This is a genomic window from Mastigocladopsis repens PCC 10914, from assembly GCF_000315565.1.
GTDB lineage: Bacteria > Cyanobacteriota > Cyanobacteriia > Cyanobacteriales > Nostocaceae > Mastigocladopsis > Mastigocladopsis repens.
In genome coordinates, this window is sequence record NZ_JH992901.1 from 4,877,303 (window position 1) to 4,892,405 (window position 15,103).

The 15,103-nt window shown below is 42.5% G+C and carries 12 protein-coding genes; 8 read left to right on the forward strand and 4 right to left on the reverse strand.

Features of this window, described 5'->3' with window-relative positions; translation table 11 throughout:
- Positions 1 to 237 precede the first annotated feature (237 nt).
- Positions 238 to 450, forward strand: coding sequence for a hypothetical protein (locus MAS10914_RS0123710; protein ID WP_017318432.1), 213 nt, complete (start codon positions 238 to 240; stop codon positions 448 to 450).
- A gap of 304 nt (positions 451 to 754) precedes the next feature.
- Here MAS10914_RS0123710 and MAS10914_RS0123715 read toward each other — a convergent pair whose 3' ends face one another.
- Entirely contained in the window at positions 755 to 1,306 is a 552-nt protein-coding gene (locus tag MAS10914_RS0123715) for a GNAT family N-acetyltransferase (RefSeq protein WP_017318433.1), read from the reverse strand.
- 375 nt (positions 1,307 to 1,681) lie between these two features.
- On the opposite strand from MAS10914_RS0123715, the gene MAS10914_RS35050 reads away from it, so the two are divergent.
- The 5 genes from MAS10914_RS35050 (at position 1,682) to MAS10914_RS0123740 (ending at position 7,541) form a co-directional block, all read left to right on the forward strand.
- Positions 1,682 to 1,840: a hypothetical protein gene (locus MAS10914_RS35050; protein WP_017318434.1), complete on the forward strand. Its 159-nt coding sequence runs from the start codon at positions 1,682 to 1,684 to the stop codon at positions 1,838 to 1,840.
- Between the two features lie 239 nt (positions 1,841 to 2,079).
- A complete protein-coding gene (locus tag MAS10914_RS0123725) occupies positions 2,080 to 2,526 on the forward strand; it encodes a tellurite resistance TerB family protein (RefSeq protein WP_017318435.1) in 447 nt (148 codons plus the stop codon).
- A gap of 411 nt (positions 2,527 to 2,937) precedes the next feature.
- Positions 2,938 to 4,293: a UDP-N-acetylmuramoyl-tripeptide--D-alanyl-D-alanine ligase gene (locus MAS10914_RS0123730; RefSeq protein WP_017318436.1), complete on the forward strand. Its 1,356-nt coding sequence runs from the start codon at positions 2,938 to 2,940 to the stop codon at positions 4,291 to 4,293.
- A gap of 323 nt (positions 4,294 to 4,616) precedes the next feature.
- Positions 4,617 to 5,363: an ABC transporter permease gene (locus MAS10914_RS0123735; protein ID WP_408605898.1), complete on the forward strand. Its 747-nt coding sequence runs from the start codon at positions 4,617 to 4,619 to the stop codon at positions 5,361 to 5,363.
- 312 nt (positions 5,364 to 5,675) lie between these two features.
- On the forward strand, positions 5,676 to 7,541 hold the full coding sequence (locus MAS10914_RS0123740) for a bifunctional serine/threonine-protein kinase/formylglycine-generating enzyme family protein (RefSeq protein WP_017318439.1): 1,866 nt from the start codon (positions 5,676 to 5,678) through the stop codon (positions 7,539 to 7,541).
- Between the two features lie 116 nt (positions 7,542 to 7,657).
- Here MAS10914_RS0123740 and MAS10914_RS0123745 read toward each other — a convergent pair whose 3' ends face one another.
- A complete protein-coding gene (locus MAS10914_RS0123745) occupies positions 7,658 to 8,653 on the reverse strand; it encodes a DUF1517 domain-containing protein (protein ID WP_017318440.1) in 996 nt (331 codons plus the stop codon).
- Positions 8,654 to 9,752: 1,099 nt separating this feature from the next.
- On the opposite strand from MAS10914_RS0123745, the gene MAS10914_RS0123750 reads away from it, so the two are divergent.
- The gene (locus MAS10914_RS0123750; protein ID WP_017318441.1) at positions 9,753 to 10,988 is read left to right on the forward strand and encodes a glycosyltransferase family 4 protein; all 1,236 of its coding nucleotides are present in this window, start codon (positions 9,753 to 9,755) and stop codon (positions 10,986 to 10,988) included.
- Here MAS10914_RS0123750 and thiS read toward each other — a convergent pair.
- Positions 10,985 to 11,197 carry a sulfur carrier protein ThiS gene (gene thiS / locus MAS10914_RS0123755; protein WP_017318442.1) on the reverse strand — a complete coding sequence of 71 codons (213 nt, stop codon included), beginning with the start codon at positions 11,195 to 11,197 and terminating at the stop codon, positions 10,985 to 10,987. The genes MAS10914_RS0123750 and thiS overlap by 4 nt on opposite strands.
- Positions 11,190 to 12,311 carry a thiamine phosphate synthase gene (locus tag MAS10914_RS0123760; RefSeq protein ID WP_017318443.1) on the reverse strand — a complete coding sequence of 374 codons (1,122 nt, stop codon included), beginning with the start codon at positions 12,309 to 12,311 and terminating at the stop codon, positions 11,190 to 11,192. The genes thiS and MAS10914_RS0123760 overlap by 8 nt, the downstream gene beginning before the upstream one ends.
- Positions 12,312 to 12,625: 314 nt before the next feature.
- Between MAS10914_RS0123760 and MAS10914_RS0123770 the strand changes: the two genes are divergently transcribed.
- Positions 12,626 to 14,539, forward strand: coding sequence for a DUF1565 domain-containing protein (locus MAS10914_RS0123770; RefSeq protein WP_017318444.1), 1,914 nt, complete (start codon positions 12,626 to 12,628; stop codon positions 14,537 to 14,539).
- Positions 14,540 to 15,103: the final 564 nt, after the last annotated feature.

Genomic DNA, 15,103 nt, shown 5'->3' on the forward strand with positions numbered 1-15,103 from the left:
CATCGCGGTTGCAATTGCCACACTAATTTTGCGAATGAGCGCAAAATTAGTGTGGAACAGCTATTTAGAACGCTCTTGCTAACACAAGAGGATACCATCTAGCTTTGACACTATAGCTGAGTGAGAATTCATCCAGAAGACAGATGGAGTGATTAAGCATAACTACATCCTGGAGAGAAGAAATGACATCCCCACACTTCCTAGAATGATGCCAGTGTTAAAAACGGAGTTTTAGTTATGGCTTATCCAGAAAACGACCAAGTACAAGACCGACAATCCGACGAACAAAACGCTGCTGCTTCCGGTGACTATCAAACCCCCGTTGATGAAGAGAAACGCCATACTGGCATGACTACCGGAACTGATGCAAAGCCATCTGCTGTACCAGAATCCGGCAACAGCGACCAGTTGACTGAAGGCGCTGGCAATCAGGGAACCGAAAAGCGTTAAGTTTCAATTTACAGTATGACGGGTGGAATTGTCTGATGCTAACTGCATCTTTGTTCCACCTATTTTTTTTGGTTTACTATGATACTAAATGATTAATAGGAAATATTATTAATTGAATGCTCTTTGTTAACAGTCTTCAGTTACAGTAGCTATGGATTTTCTCCCAGTTCCCCTAAACGATCTGCAAGACGTTTACGGGAACTGCTTCTTTGTGAGTCCGATAGTTTCAGGCGACATGACATTCAGCCCTTTTTTGTGGTCTACTGTTTTTTTCCAGTCTCTCTTATTTAGAGACATCAATAACTCACTTGTAACGAGTTTCAAGCAAGTTTTCTTTTCTTGAAATTCTATATTCTACTATATGCAAAACTCTTCCACTTAAGTTCGTCTTATCATACTCTCTAACAATTTGCCCACCAAGTTTTTCTGGGATTCTTCGGCTGGGGATATTTGCCTTATCAGCGTCATAGATAAGAAAATCGTAATCTAAGTTCACATCAGCCCATATTTTAAGTGCAGTAATAGTCTCTAATCCATAGCCTTTTCCTTGTGCATATTTTTTTAGCCAAATACCTATTTCTGGATTTATACTGCGAATTTCGTGGATTCCAGTACATCCTAAAAATTCTTGGGAGTCTTTTTTCAAAATAACAAGTACAAGATGATTTCCCGTTTTGATTTCGCCTAGAGAATCGTTAATAAATTCTTCTGTCTCAGTAATATCTTTAGGTGGACGAGGATACATATAAAGAGTAATTTCTTTGGTAAATTCTCTAAAAATATCTTCTTTGTATTTCTGTGATATTGGCAGCAACAAAAGCCGATTTGTATGTATTTCTATCTGAGACAGTTCCATAGTCTGTAATTCTCTGGAAATAGATAAGCAAATACGGTTGAGATAAGATTATTTTTAGGCACAACACCTATACATTTGTCACAAGTACCCCTTAACTGAACGGTATTGATATATAACCAAGTTTACCAATTAAATCAATACTAATATGAGAGTTTATTGAGATTATTTTTTATTTAAAAAGAGATTGAGTATTTTATTTGACAAAACTGTGGTACAAGTTTATCTGAACTTCAACAAGAAAACATCTAAGTTTTGTCATGAAACACCTAAAGTTTTGTTAAGATGCAAATGCTGGTATTCCATCGACGAAAAGTGCCAATCAGGGTGTGGAGAAATAAATGAGTACTAGCACTATTGAGTTGAGTAAACAAAACCATGACCAGTTACATTTTATTTGACGACGCCCTCCGGATGCTTGTAAAAGCTTTCTTGGTTTCAGTATTGCTGCTCATTGCCTGTTCTGGCTTAGGTCTGGCAGTCATCGAAACCATTGACAAAACAGGTCTTCGCGTAGACGCGAAGCGTCTTGACTAAGCCTAGCCTCTGCGACACTCGATATATGATACGGGGGCTGACCGTAGGGTAAAAGTTCTGCCCACTTCAAACCGAAACTTTGCATATTGTCGAAGACCATGGAGTTTAGGTGTTCACTAGCGAAAAATCTTGGGAACACTAAAGCTGAGAAATCTCACAGCGTTGTACAAAGACCTGAAAGTGACCTAGGCACGAGAGAGTGTACCGCTGCTGAGATGCAAGCGAAGGAGTAAACTACAATGGGTCTATTCGACAAAAATTTCGGCTTACAAAGCCAAGTTCAAGAAGCACTCAGTCCAGCGGAAGCTTTTGCTGCAATGACTTTGGCGGCAACAGCCTCAGACGGGTATCTTTCTGAAGGGCAGGCGCGTGGTATTTCGTCTGCGCTGTCTCGTATGAAGCTTTTCAGAAGTTATTCTAATGATGTGATGAACAGGATGTTTGATAAACTCCTGATTATTCTGAGGCGGCAAGGTATAGATGCTTTGTTTAATTTAGCTAAAGAGTCCTTACCCTACGAGTTACGGGAAGCTGCTTTTGCGGTAGCCACGGATTTGGTTTTAGCTGATGGTATTTTGACTCAAGAGGAGCAAGACTTCTTAACCGATTTGTATCAAGCCTTGGGAATTTCTGGTGATATTGCCATAAAAATTGTGCAAGTGATGTTGATCAAAAATCGAGGATAGCACTTGCCAATTATCAAAAGCCCCTCCTGGGAACATCAGGTTTGGAGTCTGGGGCAATATCATTCATTTATAGCTATTGGTGGGATTTTCTGGTATGTAGAGACGTTGCAATGCAACGTCTCTACACATATTATTGATAGGCAAATTATCTTACCTGAAAGATCTTAGTTTATAAGTATCATTTTTTACCTTTAATCTTGCCTCTCTCCCAATTTGGGAGAAAAATGCTGTTAAGTGGAGTGAGGAGTGTCTTACATAAGATTGCAATATATGTAAAAATATTAAACTCATCACTTTATTTTGCCAGCAAAAGGAATATAGCATTTAAGGAATTTTGTCCTCGCCGCACTTACAGACGAGGTATTTCCTTAAATCCAAGAACAAATTTTGGAATCCAAAAACTCTAGTCTTATGCCTTATTCTGCCACCCTAAGCCAACTGGTTGAAGTTCTGTGTGCAAGAGCAGCAAACTTATCTGAAGCTGCGCTAGCAAGTTTGAGCAGCGGTATACAGACCGATTCCCGTATCCTTAAGCCGGGTGAAGTGTTTGTGGCTTTACGCGGTGAAAAGTTTAATGGACACGATTTTGTCCGAATGGCAATAGAAAAAGGTGCAATGGCTGCGATAGTAGATTTTGAATACGACTATTCTGAATTTCCTGTGTTGCAGGTAAAAGACACGCTAGAAGCATATCAAAAAATTGGCAGGTGGTGGCGTAATCAGTTTCAGATTCCAGTGATTGGAGTCACGGGTTCTGTGGGCAAAACCACAACCAAGGAACTCATTGCTGCAGTTTTGGCAACACAAGGAAGAGTCCTCAAGACTTATGGAAATTACAATAACGAAATAGGAGTGCCGAAAACTCTGCTACAATTGAGTGCAGAACACGATTTCGCCGTCATTGAAATGGCGATGCGGGGGAAAGGGCAAATTGCCGAATTAACGCAAATAGCCCGTCCGACAATTGGCGTGATTACCAATGTGGGAACGGCGCATATAGAGTTATTGGGTTCAGAAGAAGCTATTGCCCAAGCAAAATGTGAATTATTAGCACAAATGCCTGTTGATGGCGTGGCAATTCTCAATCATGATAATCAGCTATTGATTGAAACAGCGGCAAAAGTCTGGCAAGGGAAAGTTTTGACTTACGGCTTGTCTGGTGGCGATATCCAAGGAAAGTTGATTGATAGTGACACGTTGGAAGTGGCAGGAGTGCAATTGCCTTTACCCTTATCAGGACGACATAATGCAACTAACTTCTTGGCTGCTTTAGCTGTGGCGCAGGTGTTGGGCATTGATTGGTCATGCCTCAAATCGGGTGTGATTGTCGATATGCCAGGAGGACGAGCGCAGCGTTTTACTTTGCCCAATGATGTGGTAATCTTAGATGAGACTTATAATGCTGCACCAGAAGCTATGGAGGCGGCGTTGCAATTGTTAGCAGACACGCCTGGAAAGCGACGTATTGCGGTGTTGGGTGCAATGAAGGAATTGGGAGAGCGATCGCACCAGTTGCATCAGCGAGTGGGGGAAACGGTGCAAAAGTTGAATTTAGATGCTTTATTGGTTTTGGTTGATGGAGAAGACGCAAAAGCGATAGCCAACAGTGCCAAGGGTATTCCGTCTGAGTTCTTTACAACTCATGCAGATTTAGTTGCCTCTTTAAAGAGTTTTGTCCAAGAGGGAGATAGAATCCTTTTCAAGGCAGCGCATTCAGTAGGACTAGATAGAGTGGTGAATCAATTCCGTACGGAATTTGCCAAATAAAATTGCTAGTTATTTACTAATTGTTACAGCGCTTTTCTGTAAGGTGGGCATTGCGTACTAACATCTCAAATGTCTATCACATGAGCTTTTATAGGCAATGCCCACCCTACGAGTTGTGGTTTAATCATCAGAAGAAGCGCTGTAATGGTGCAATTAGCGGTGTTGTATATTTGCGGGATGATTCGATTGTGAGATATTTCTTTTCTAGATTATGCAACGCCTAATGATCTTCTATATAAGATAAGGAAAAAAATAACGTGAATATAAATCTATCCCGTAAAAAACCGCGTGTCTTTAGATGGCAAGCGGTTTTCTCGGTGCTAATGTTTGTTTTCATGTACCTGCCCATACTGGTACTTACCTTTTATAGTTTTAACCAATCGCCCTACAGTGCAACTTGGCAAGGGTTTACCCTAGAATGGTATCGCCAATTGTTCAGCGATGAGCGTATTTTATCGGCTTTACAAAACAGTTTGATAGTAGCCTTTTGTGCAGTAGGGATTTCAGCAGTATTGGGAACTTTGATGGCGGTGGGGTTGACACGTTTTCAATTTCCAGGTAAGACATTGTATCTCGGTATTTCTTACCTACCATTGATTATTCCCGATATTGCGATCGCCGTAGCTACGCTAGTTTTTCTCGCAGCATTTGCCATTCCCTTAAGCATCTGGACAATTGTTGCAGCTCATGTCGTGTTTTGTCTAGCATACGTTGGTCTTGTTGTGTCTTCTCGACTGACCAACTTAGATCCCCACTTAGAAGAAGCAGCACTAGATTTAGGCGCAACACCAGTACAAGCTTTTATCAAAGTCTTATTACCTCAGTTAATGCCTGGTATTGTAGCGGGTTGTCTGCTAGCTTTTGTCCTCAGCTTAGATGACTTTCTCATTGCCAGTTTCACTGCTGGTAGTGGTTCTAACACGTTACCAATGGAGATTTTTAGCCGCATCAGGACAGGAGTAAAACCAGATATCAATGCTCTTAGTGTTATCTTGATTTTAGTCTCGGCGATCGTTGCTTTTGTCGCTGAATTAATTCGCGCTTCAGGACAGAAAATGAATAGTCATTAGTCATTGGTGATTGCTGCTCCACTCCCCCAACTCCACTCTTCCAAGGCACTTGACAACATGAGCAGCTTCATCATATTATTAAATCTATAATGGGAATCTGTGCGCTCATAGGTACTCATATTTAGAAACTTCTAATTTAGAAACTTCTAACCCCACGTAAACGGAAACACAGAATTTTTTCATCTGTATTTGCTCGTGTCATGTGTGTAAGCAGATGAATAAAATTTTATATGCAGGTAAATATACATATATCTGTATTTAAATAGCTCAGATTAGAGCCAACTTTGGACAAGATGCGATACATGGCTCACTATGCAAATCTGTCAAAATCCCAATTGCTCCAATCCCCTCAACCTTGACAGCAATAGATTTTGCACCAGTTGCGGACAAAGCAACTTTGGCAACCTCCTGAGAAACCGCTATCGTGTTTTAAGATTATTAGGCGAAGGCGGGTTTAGCAGAACATATGCAGCGGAAGATGTTGATAGACTCGATGCTCCTTGCGTCATCAAACAATTCTTCCCACAAGTTCAGGGGACTTCAGAACGTACCAAAGCCGCAGAATTGTTCAAGCAAGAGGCAAAGCGACTTTATGAACTGGGAGAAAATCACTGGCAAATTCCCAGATTACTTGCTTACTTTGAACAAGGTTCTAGCCTCTATCTGGTGCAAGAATTTATTCAAGGGCAAACTTTGTTACAAGAACTTCAGCAACAAAACTTTACTCAAGAGCAAATTCGCGAACTTTTAGTTGATTTGTTACCTGTTCTCCAATTCATTCACGAGCGTAACGTCATTCATCGAGATATTAAACCAGAGAACATTATCCGCCGCCAAAGTGATAGCAAACTCGTCTTAATTGACTTTGGTGGTGCTAAACAGGTGACGCAAACTAGTCTATCAAGACAAGCCACGGTGCTATATACAATCGGTTATGCACCAAGCGAGCAAATGGCTGGATTTGCCTGTCAAGCAAGTGATTTATACTCCTTGGGAGTGACTTGTGTGCGTCTTCTCACTCAATGTTTGCCCATACAAGACCCTCATGGACAGATTCAAGATACCCTTTACGACCCGATGAACGGTAAATGGTTGTGGCGAGAGTATTTACAAGAAAAAGGGGTGATTATCCGCGACGACTTAGGGCAAATTCTGGATAAATTGCTAAAACACTTGGCAAAAGACAGGTATCAATCAGCAACAGAAGTTTTGCAAGACTTAAATGCAACAACATCTGCTACACCAACTATTTTGCTGACTTCCCAACCGAAGTCACCGCCTCAACAACATGAAGTGACAACACCAATTCCTGAACTAGAAGCTTCCTCAGAATTCCCCTCCTTACAGATTTTTGAATTTGACGTTGTGATAGTAGACGCAGAGGCTCATGAAAAGAACCGTCACTGTCGCAGTGCAAAGTTTTATGCAGAAAACTTGGGTAACGAAGTCACGCTGGAAATGGTAGCAATTCCTGACGGTACTTTTATGATGGGTTCAAAAGACAATGAGGGAGATGGTGATGAACGTCCACAACATGAAGTGACTATCAAACCTTTTTTTATGGGAAAGTTTCCCGTCACTCAAGCACAATGGAAAGCAGTCGCAGCTTTACCCAAAGTTAAACAATCATTGAATCCTAATCCATCCAAATTCAAAGGTGCAAATCGACCAATTGAAAATGTCTCTTGGCATGAAGCAGTCGAATTCTGTGCTAGGTTATTTAAAAAAACTGGACGACAGTATCGCTTACCCAGTGAAGCCGAATGGGAATATGCTTGTCGCGCTGGAACTACGACACCCTTCCACTTTGGCGAAACAATTACCGCTGAGTTAGCAAACTGTAGTGGAAGCGATACTCATGTTTGGGAACAAAAAGCCAAATACCGAAAAGAAACAACACCTGTAGGTAGTTTTCAGGTAGCAAACACCTTTGGCTTGTATGATATGCACGGGTTAGTCTGGGAATGGTGTGCTGACCCTTGGCACAAAAATTACGATGGCGCACCCACAGATGGATCAGTTTGGGAAGTTGGCGGCGACAATAATCGTCGCGTGCTTCGCGGTGGTTCTTGGAGTTTCAGTTCTGTGCTTTGCCGTAGCGCTAGTCGTAGCTGGAACGAACCGGATGGCGGACTTAGGATATGTGGCTTTCGAGTTGTAGCGAGTTGCTCTATTTGAAATCATACACAAAAACGCTGTAGAGACGCATCATGGTGCGTCTCTACATTTTTCTTCTCGTAGTAACAGGCTTTCGAGCCCACCTCACAAGAGTTATCCTTTTACTGTGCGATCGCTTACACCAGCTTCAGATCAGGATACTCCGCCAACACATCATCAGAGGTCAGAGTGTCGCCTTCAGCTTGTGGAGTCCAAAGAACTTCCATCGCAAGTAGTTGCTCACCAGGAATGCTACCAAATTGACGTAGAGCTTGACGCAAGTCGTCAGCGTTGTTAACTTCTGGTAGCTGGAATTTACCCAAGGTCGCAGCTAATAAGGTGACGATAATGTATTCGCCAGGTCCTTCTGTGATTAAACGGGTTGGATTATCCAGTTCACCAGCCCCAGGTAAAGCATTTTTGGGTGTGGCTGCTTTTAGCTGGTTATTCACATTAGAAAGTGTTTCTGCGGTGAATTTGCTGCGCTCTGCCAGTGACAGACGGTTAAACTGAGCTTCAGCTGAATTTAAACGCGCTTGTTGCGTACCACCACCTGCATAAACCCAGTATTCAGGATGGCGTAGCAAAGCTAGGCTTGCTTCTTGTAATATTTCTGCTCTACCCTCTGGGGAGTTTGTATCAGCAGTTTCGGCAATGTGGTTGAGTTCGGTTTGCAAATCACGGGCGCTGGCTAACAAGCCCACTTGCAAACGAGTGACGGAAACAGGGGAATTGCTGCTGTAGCCCATTTCACTGTCACCACTGTCACCAGAAGCAACGCGACGGAAGCTTTGCACCAGGAAGTTGGCGATCGCAATAAAAACGAAAATGCCCAATAAACCGCCAAATCCTCCCCCAATACCCCAGAACGGAATCAGGAACGGAAATCCAAAACCACCGCCACCAGGGTAAGGAGCATAGTATCCCCCACCGTAACCTCCACCAGGAGGTGCGTAGGTGCGAGGAGACGAGTAAGGACGGCTTGAGGGAACTCTGAAGGAACCACCGCCGATTCTACCGCCACTAGCGGCTAGCGCTCCATCAGTGTGACCAAATGCCAATGTAAAAACAAGGCATAGGAGGAACAGAGATTTTAACAGGGGTTTGATAGCTTGTTGTAGTTTTTTACCCATGACACAGTCGCCTGAAAAATAGTATTGGTTATCTTTATCTCCTAATGCGCTTAGGAGTTTTGTGCTTGGTCAATGACGCCAGCCCGTAGCCCCACACAGTGGTTGATTGGCAGTAGCTTTTTTGTATCAGGCTACATTTCAAATGTATCGTCTCTTATTTTCGACGGGCAGCACGCTTTGGGGGGATTTCTGGAGTAGATAACCGTACCTCATAAGCAATTGAAACTTCCAAATTGAAAATTTGGCAACCCAGTTCCTCCAATTATTCTGCCTGAATCCTGTATGTAAATTAAGTATGCACAGAAGAGAAACACAGCTTTTACGTCTGAAATAATACAAGTAATTTTTCTGTTTTAGTATTTTTTATATCAAGATAAATTATTTTTAATAGCTTTTTATAATTTTTAATAAATTACAAAAAAAACTCTAAATTTCTGTATCTTATTTAACAAAAGTTATCTCATCTCCTAGTGAGAAGTTAATTTTAAGTTTTTTAAAAAGAGATAATAAAGAAAGAAAAAATTTTGCCATTTTGGCATAACATTTTAAGTGGGATTCAGATAATCTACTAACAGCAGTCAGATGTAGAAATCTCAACAGGAGTGATTTGAAGTATGAAGTATGAAGTATATTTTTTTCATCAAAGCTTGTCGTTAAGTTAACCTAGCAGGTTTATACATTCTTTAAACTTCAGCTTTTGTTCTCTCCTTTTTTTGCTTCATTTTTAAGTCATCAGGGTGTTAGGTTGAGAGCTTTCTGGTTTTTAGCAACTGACGTGAAACATTCAAAATTCCAAACTAAAATGCTTTCTAAAAAGATAAATACTTTACACGTTACGTTACTGACAGAAGTAAATTAGATTAATTAGAAATTGATAATTTGTCATTCACAGTTATTATTGTAAATAACACATTACAACTTACTAATTATTTAGTAAGTATTGTATAAAATAAAGTTTGTCATGTTGTTGTTTGCTCCTCATAACCTGGAACAAAATTTTTGTAACTTCTTCAATTTATTTTAAAGTCTAAATTGCAAAAGTTACAAAAATTCATGTAGATTTTTTATGCTGTTTTGACGTTTAGTTATCAAATGTCTGATGGAAAATATTTCACGCATAAGAGCAACAATACGAGACAAAACCGCATCATACCCAGATATCCTGGTGATATCTCGAACCTTCCAGCCAAAAGGAGGTGGCATCGAAGAATATATCTATAATCGATGTTTGCAAGATCCGGAGCGGGTGATTGTTTTGGCAGCTAGTTGCTCAGGAGATAAACTATTTGACAAATGGCAAAAGTTTCCGGTCTACCGCTGGCCTCTCTCTCGACACTGGCGTGGTAGTTTTGTGGGAGCTATGCTGCAAGCTTTCCTGAATACGGTTTGCTCATGTGTGCTCGCAATTCAACTCTATTTTCGCTATCACTATCGGTATATTGAATGGGGTCACAGCTATCATTTTCTTTCTGTTTTGCTCTTAAGTTACCTCCTACCTATTCGCTTTTTTATCTATTTACACGGAAAGGATATTCTTGGGTTGTCACGCAACCCCATACTGTGTTCTCTATTTGAATTCACGTTAAAACGAGCTGAAGGGATTGTTTGTAACAGTTCCTTTACTCAAGATTACCTGACTACCCATTTCCATGTTGAGACGCCAACCCATGTGATTAACCCCGCTGTCAGAGTAGAAAAATTTGGCGTTTCATCTCATCAAGATGATCTGGATGATTTGCGTGTCCGAATTCGGAGTGCATACAACATTCCGGAAAAAGCCGTCGTAATTCTCTCAGTAGGAAGGTTGGTGAAGTCGAAAGGTTCTGATCGCGTGATTGAGAATTTAACACTCCTGTTGACTCTGGGGATGGATGTTCACTATATACTTTGTGGGCAAGGTCCTTATGAGTCCGCACTGAGAAATCTAGCCAGTCGCTTGCGGGTGCAGGGACGAGTTCATTTTGCTGGATATGTCCCTGACCGAGAATTAGCCGGATACTATGCAGCATGTGACATACTTGCAATGCTGAGTTTGGGAGACAATAAAGCTCCCAAAGTTGGGGGTTTTGGTATCGTCTGTTTAGAAGCCGGTTACTTTGGTAAACCTGTGATTGCATCTCGCTTGGGGAATGTAGTAGATACAGTTCACCACGAGGAAAATGGCATACTCGTTAATCCCAATTCCGGCTATGAGGTTTTTCATGCTTTCAAGCGATTGTGTCAAGACCAAAAGCTGCGCGAACAACTCGGTCGTCAAGGAAAACAATTAGCAAAACGCAAAACCTTACACCGCTCAATTTACGTTGCTGATCGCGACTCATGTTTATTAACTTAACCACCACCAACTATGGTGACTATTTCCAAGCGATCGCCCTGCTGTACTGTTGTTTGCGACCAAAACTGACGGTGTAAAATCTCGCCGTTATACTCTACTGCTACCAAGCGGGGATTGAAACCCAATTGTTGGAGTAAGTCGGGTAAAGGTGTTTGGGGTAAGCAGTTACGAGCTTCCCCATTAACAACAAGTGTAATCCTGTCAGACATAAAACATATCAGGTTCTGGTTGAATGCGACTTATTAGCTGTGAGAGGAAAAATTGTGTCACGAGGGTGGGTTGTTCGGCTTGCATGAGACTACGCACTACAGCCACACGGTTTGCTCCCGCGTTAATGACCTCATTAATGTTGTTTGGATCTATTCCCCCAATGGCAAACCAAGGTATGGGACAATTTTTAGCCGCATAGCTGACGTATTCTAAGCCAGCAGCTGGCTTACCCTCTTTTGTAGGAGTTGCATATACTGGTCCGACACCAACATAATCTGCACCTTCAGCGATCGCTGCTTGCATTTCTTCGGAGTTTGTGGTAGAGCGACCTATCAAACGGTGAGGACCAAGTAATTGTCGGGCAATAGCAATCGGCAAATCTTGTTGCCCCAAATGCACCCCATCAGCATCTACAGCCAATGCCAAATCCACCCGATCATTGATAATAAAAATAGCGCCATAGGCGTGGCATAACTGCCGCAGTTTTTTAGCTTGTTCTATACGCACAGTATCATCGGCTTTTTTGTCGCGGTACTGTACCAGTGTTAATCCTCCTTTGAGGGCAGCTTCGATAGTTTCCACCAATTTATCAGTTGGGGAGGTGACAAGATACAGACGCGATCGCACCAGAAGTTGCTGCCGATGATAACCCATTAAATTACTTTCTAGGGTATAAATGCGATAACGCATCTGCTTACAAGCTTTCCCCATGTTTGGGTTGTAAAGCTTGCTATATTCTTCCAGCACCCGCACAGCTTCTTGCACTCGGCAGAAGTTAGCTTGCAACAACGATTTAATATTCGTACGTTGTTCTTCCTGAGGATGGGTTAACTCAGTCCCAGGATCACCAGGTGTATTCCGCGCCGCTCGCAGTTCAGCAGTATGCCAATGAGCTAACTCTTGTCGCTCTTTTTTGCATTCTGCCGCCAACTGTGAGTTATTCAACCCAAAGCGACACCATTCCTCAATAATTCGCAACCCCTCACGAGCGCGGTCTAAATTGGCATCTAAAATGCGGTAAACAACTTGCTGTATTTGCGCTCTTTGGCTGTATGGCTCGACCATTACAACAACCCCATTAGTGCTTTCATCGTAACAGCCAGCCTCTTTCATATTGGCAATGTTCTTCGCATCTCGATTGATTCTTAACTAATTTAACTTTGTATCAAAAAGAGCGAACAGGTCAATATGTAAGTAACCTTATCGTCATATTTACGTCTACGAGAGTATAAAAAGTTTTTTTTAATTGAAGGAGTGCAGTAAAAGTGATTCACCGCCACGTTTTTCCTAAGTCTTATTTTGCGTACAATCTACCAGTAAAGCTAATTGCCAAACACCACAAATCATCTTTATTCCTTAATGTAACAATTTTATCAGTATTTCGTTTCTTGGTTTTGTTTTTTACCACTGGCATAGGAGTGGCATACATGGCAGTGCTTGGCGCAAGCCCTGATGCCGCCATTGCTCAGATGCCCAGAACAACAGATGCAGGGCAGCTCGGTGTCAAAACAATGTCTCAGGTTAACGTACTTTTTGTCAACCCAAGTGTCGGAGATGACAAAGTAGGCAATGGTGATGAAGGCACTCCTTTTAAAACCATCACTCAGGCGCTACAAATCGCTGGTTCCAACACAGTTATTATGCTCTCAAGCGGCACTTACAGTGCCGAAACTGGGGAGAATTTTCCTTTGATACTCAAGCCCACTGTTTCAATTCAAGGGGAATCGCGCAGTAAAGGTCGTGGTATTGTGATCCAAGGAGGAGGTGCTTACCTCAGTCGCATCTTTGGCGGTCAGAATGTCACTATTGTGGGCGCAAACCAAGCGAAGTTGAGTGGTGTAACGGTGACTAATACCAACCCTCGTGGTTACGGTTTATGGATTGAACACTCTCATCCAGTGGTTGTGGAAAATATTTTTACTGGCAGTACCCAAGATGGGATTGCCGTCACTGGCAACAGTGCGCCCACCATCCGTAGTAATTTCTTTTATCAGAATGGGGCGAATGGAATCACAATTTCCGGGAATTCCCGACCTGAGGTGCGGGAAAATGTATTTCAACAAACGGGCTTTGGCATTAATATTACCCAAAATGCCCAGCCGATGGTGATTGGCAATTCTATCCAATATAACAGAAGTGGTATTGTCGTACAAGCCAATGCTCGTCCAATATTACGAAACAATTTAATTCAGGGTAGCAAAGAAGATGGGTTGGTGGCCATTTCCCAAGCGATGCCAAATTTAGGCATTGCCTCGAACCCGGGCGGTAATCAGTTTCGCAACAATGCTCGCTACGACATTAACGCCAGCGCTGCCAAGCAAGTCTTTCCTGCTTTTGGCAACACCCTTGCCAATAACCGCATCAATGGCAAGGTAGATTTTACTGGTACAACCGCAATAGCGGACGCAGGAACGGGGGGACTCGGAGGCGAGGACTTAGGGACACGAAGACGTGGAAACTCTTTAGCAAACCTGACTGCGTCTCCCAGCAATGCTTCTGGACAATTGAACAGCCAACTGCAGCCATTATTGCCTGTCACTTCATCACTTTCTGCAACTACGGTTAATCAAAAACAACCCTTCCCTCGCAATCCTGGGTTGCCAACTCCTAACAGATCAATAGGATATGGCGGACAATCTTTTACGAGAAGACCAACGACTCGGCAAAATCCCCCAAGTGCAAGGTCAATTCAACCACCAGTAGATACATCTAATACATCACAACAAGCAAACTATGTGAGTATTTCTTCTAATACTATAGAATTTACTGCACCCCAAGCAGCAGGTAACACTCTTGATACAAGAACCCAGGGACGCAGGGACGCGGTGAATTCACAGCAACTTTCTCCACGTCCTCCCCTCTTCGCATCTGGGCGTCAAGTACCACAACGGAATGCAACTTCATATGACCAAGTCGCACCAGTACCCGTACAAAGAGCGCAAAGTCAAGGACAGTCGTCTTTACCAACACTAGAAGCTGCTCCCGTCGGTGACGCAGCTCTTTTGCCCGTTCCCAATTCCAATATCCCCTTGGGCAATACTGGCAATATGCGACAAGTGCCAGTAACTCAAAGTTCTCCGACTACAGCATATATCGGAAGTCCATCCCAATCGCCTGCGGGAGTTGGTCAAATCAATTTACGTTATCGAGTGATGGTAGAAGTGGAAAATGAAAGGGAGCAGGAGTTAGTCCAATTCCTTGCCCCTAGTGCTTTTCGTACTGTCTGGCGTGGTAAGGGAGTGATGCAAGTAGGTGTCTTCAGCACTCGCTATAACGCCGATAGCATATTAAAAATACTCAATAATAACGGTTTAAAAGCTGTGGTTGAGCCAATTAATTGATACATAAAGTGGTACAGCATTTTTTCTCAGGTTTGTCACTTTTTTAGCTCAAGATTGCCAGCTTCTGATGAGTTGACTTACAAACAAATATGTAGTGTCGATCAAAATGACAGAGGACTTTTGACACTCTCACCTTCAAGGCTTCGCCTGTGAAGGGAGATTCTTGCTTCAACAGGTTTTTCTAGCCCACTGTGGTATAACGAGTTAAAAACTCTCCCACAGGCACTGACCCCGACAGATTCCCCTCCACAAGCATCTGTTTTACACCACGGGCTGCCCGACCGCAGTCACAAAATACTTATTCTTATGTATCGTTTGTCTGATTCACAACATTCGACCCCCCTGTTAATCAGGTATTTCTTTTTGGTGATGCGAGTTGTCTGGTGGAGAAACACCAATCTTGCCTAACCCTAACTTTTTTTGGTGGCAAGTATATTCTACTACACCAAGGTATTGCGAAGCCATGTTTTTTATTGGTCGCAATTCATCTCACCGTTAAGGCGAAGCCTGTAACGGTGAGATGAATTGCGACATCCAAGATAACCACCTTCGCTCCTGTCTCCA

Coding starts and splice junctions, on each gene's coding strand:
- MAS10914_RS0123710 (WP_017318432.1), top strand. CDS start 238: ATGGCTTATCCAGAAAACGACCAAGTACAAGACCGACAATCCGACGAA.
- MAS10914_RS0123715 (WP_017318433.1), bottom strand. CDS start 1,306: ATGGAACTGTCTCAGATAGAAATACATACAAATCGGCTTTTGTTGCTG.
- MAS10914_RS35050 (WP_017318434.1), top strand. CDS start 1,682: ATGACCAGTTACATTTTATTTGACGACGCCCTCCGGATGCTTGTAAAA.
- MAS10914_RS0123725 (WP_017318435.1), top strand. CDS start 2,080: ATGGGTCTATTCGACAAAAATTTCGGCTTACAAAGCCAAGTTCAAGAA.
- MAS10914_RS0123730 (WP_017318436.1), top strand. CDS start 2,938: ATGCCTTATTCTGCCACCCTAAGCCAACTGGTTGAAGTTCTGTGTGCA.
- MAS10914_RS0123735 (WP_408605898.1), top strand. CDS start 4,617: ATGTTTGTTTTCATGTACCTGCCCATACTGGTACTTACCTTTTATAGT.
- MAS10914_RS0123740 (WP_017318439.1), top strand. CDS start 5,676: ATGCAAATCTGTCAAAATCCCAATTGCTCCAATCCCCTCAACCTTGAC.
- MAS10914_RS0123745 (WP_017318440.1), bottom strand. CDS start 8,653: ATGGGTAAAAAACTACAACAAGCTATCAAACCCCTGTTAAAATCTCTG.
- MAS10914_RS0123750 (WP_017318441.1), top strand. CDS start 9,753: ATGGAAAATATTTCACGCATAAGAGCAACAATACGAGACAAAACCGCA.
- thiS (WP_017318442.1), bottom strand. CDS start 11,197: ATGTCTGACAGGATTACACTTGTTGTTAATGGGGAAGCTCGTAACTGC.
- MAS10914_RS0123760 (WP_017318443.1), bottom strand. CDS start 12,311: ATGAAAGAGGCTGGCTGTTACGATGAAAGCACTAATGGGGTTGTTGTA.
- MAS10914_RS0123770 (WP_017318444.1), top strand. CDS start 12,626: ATGGCAGTGCTTGGCGCAAGCCCTGATGCCGCCATTGCTCAGATGCCC.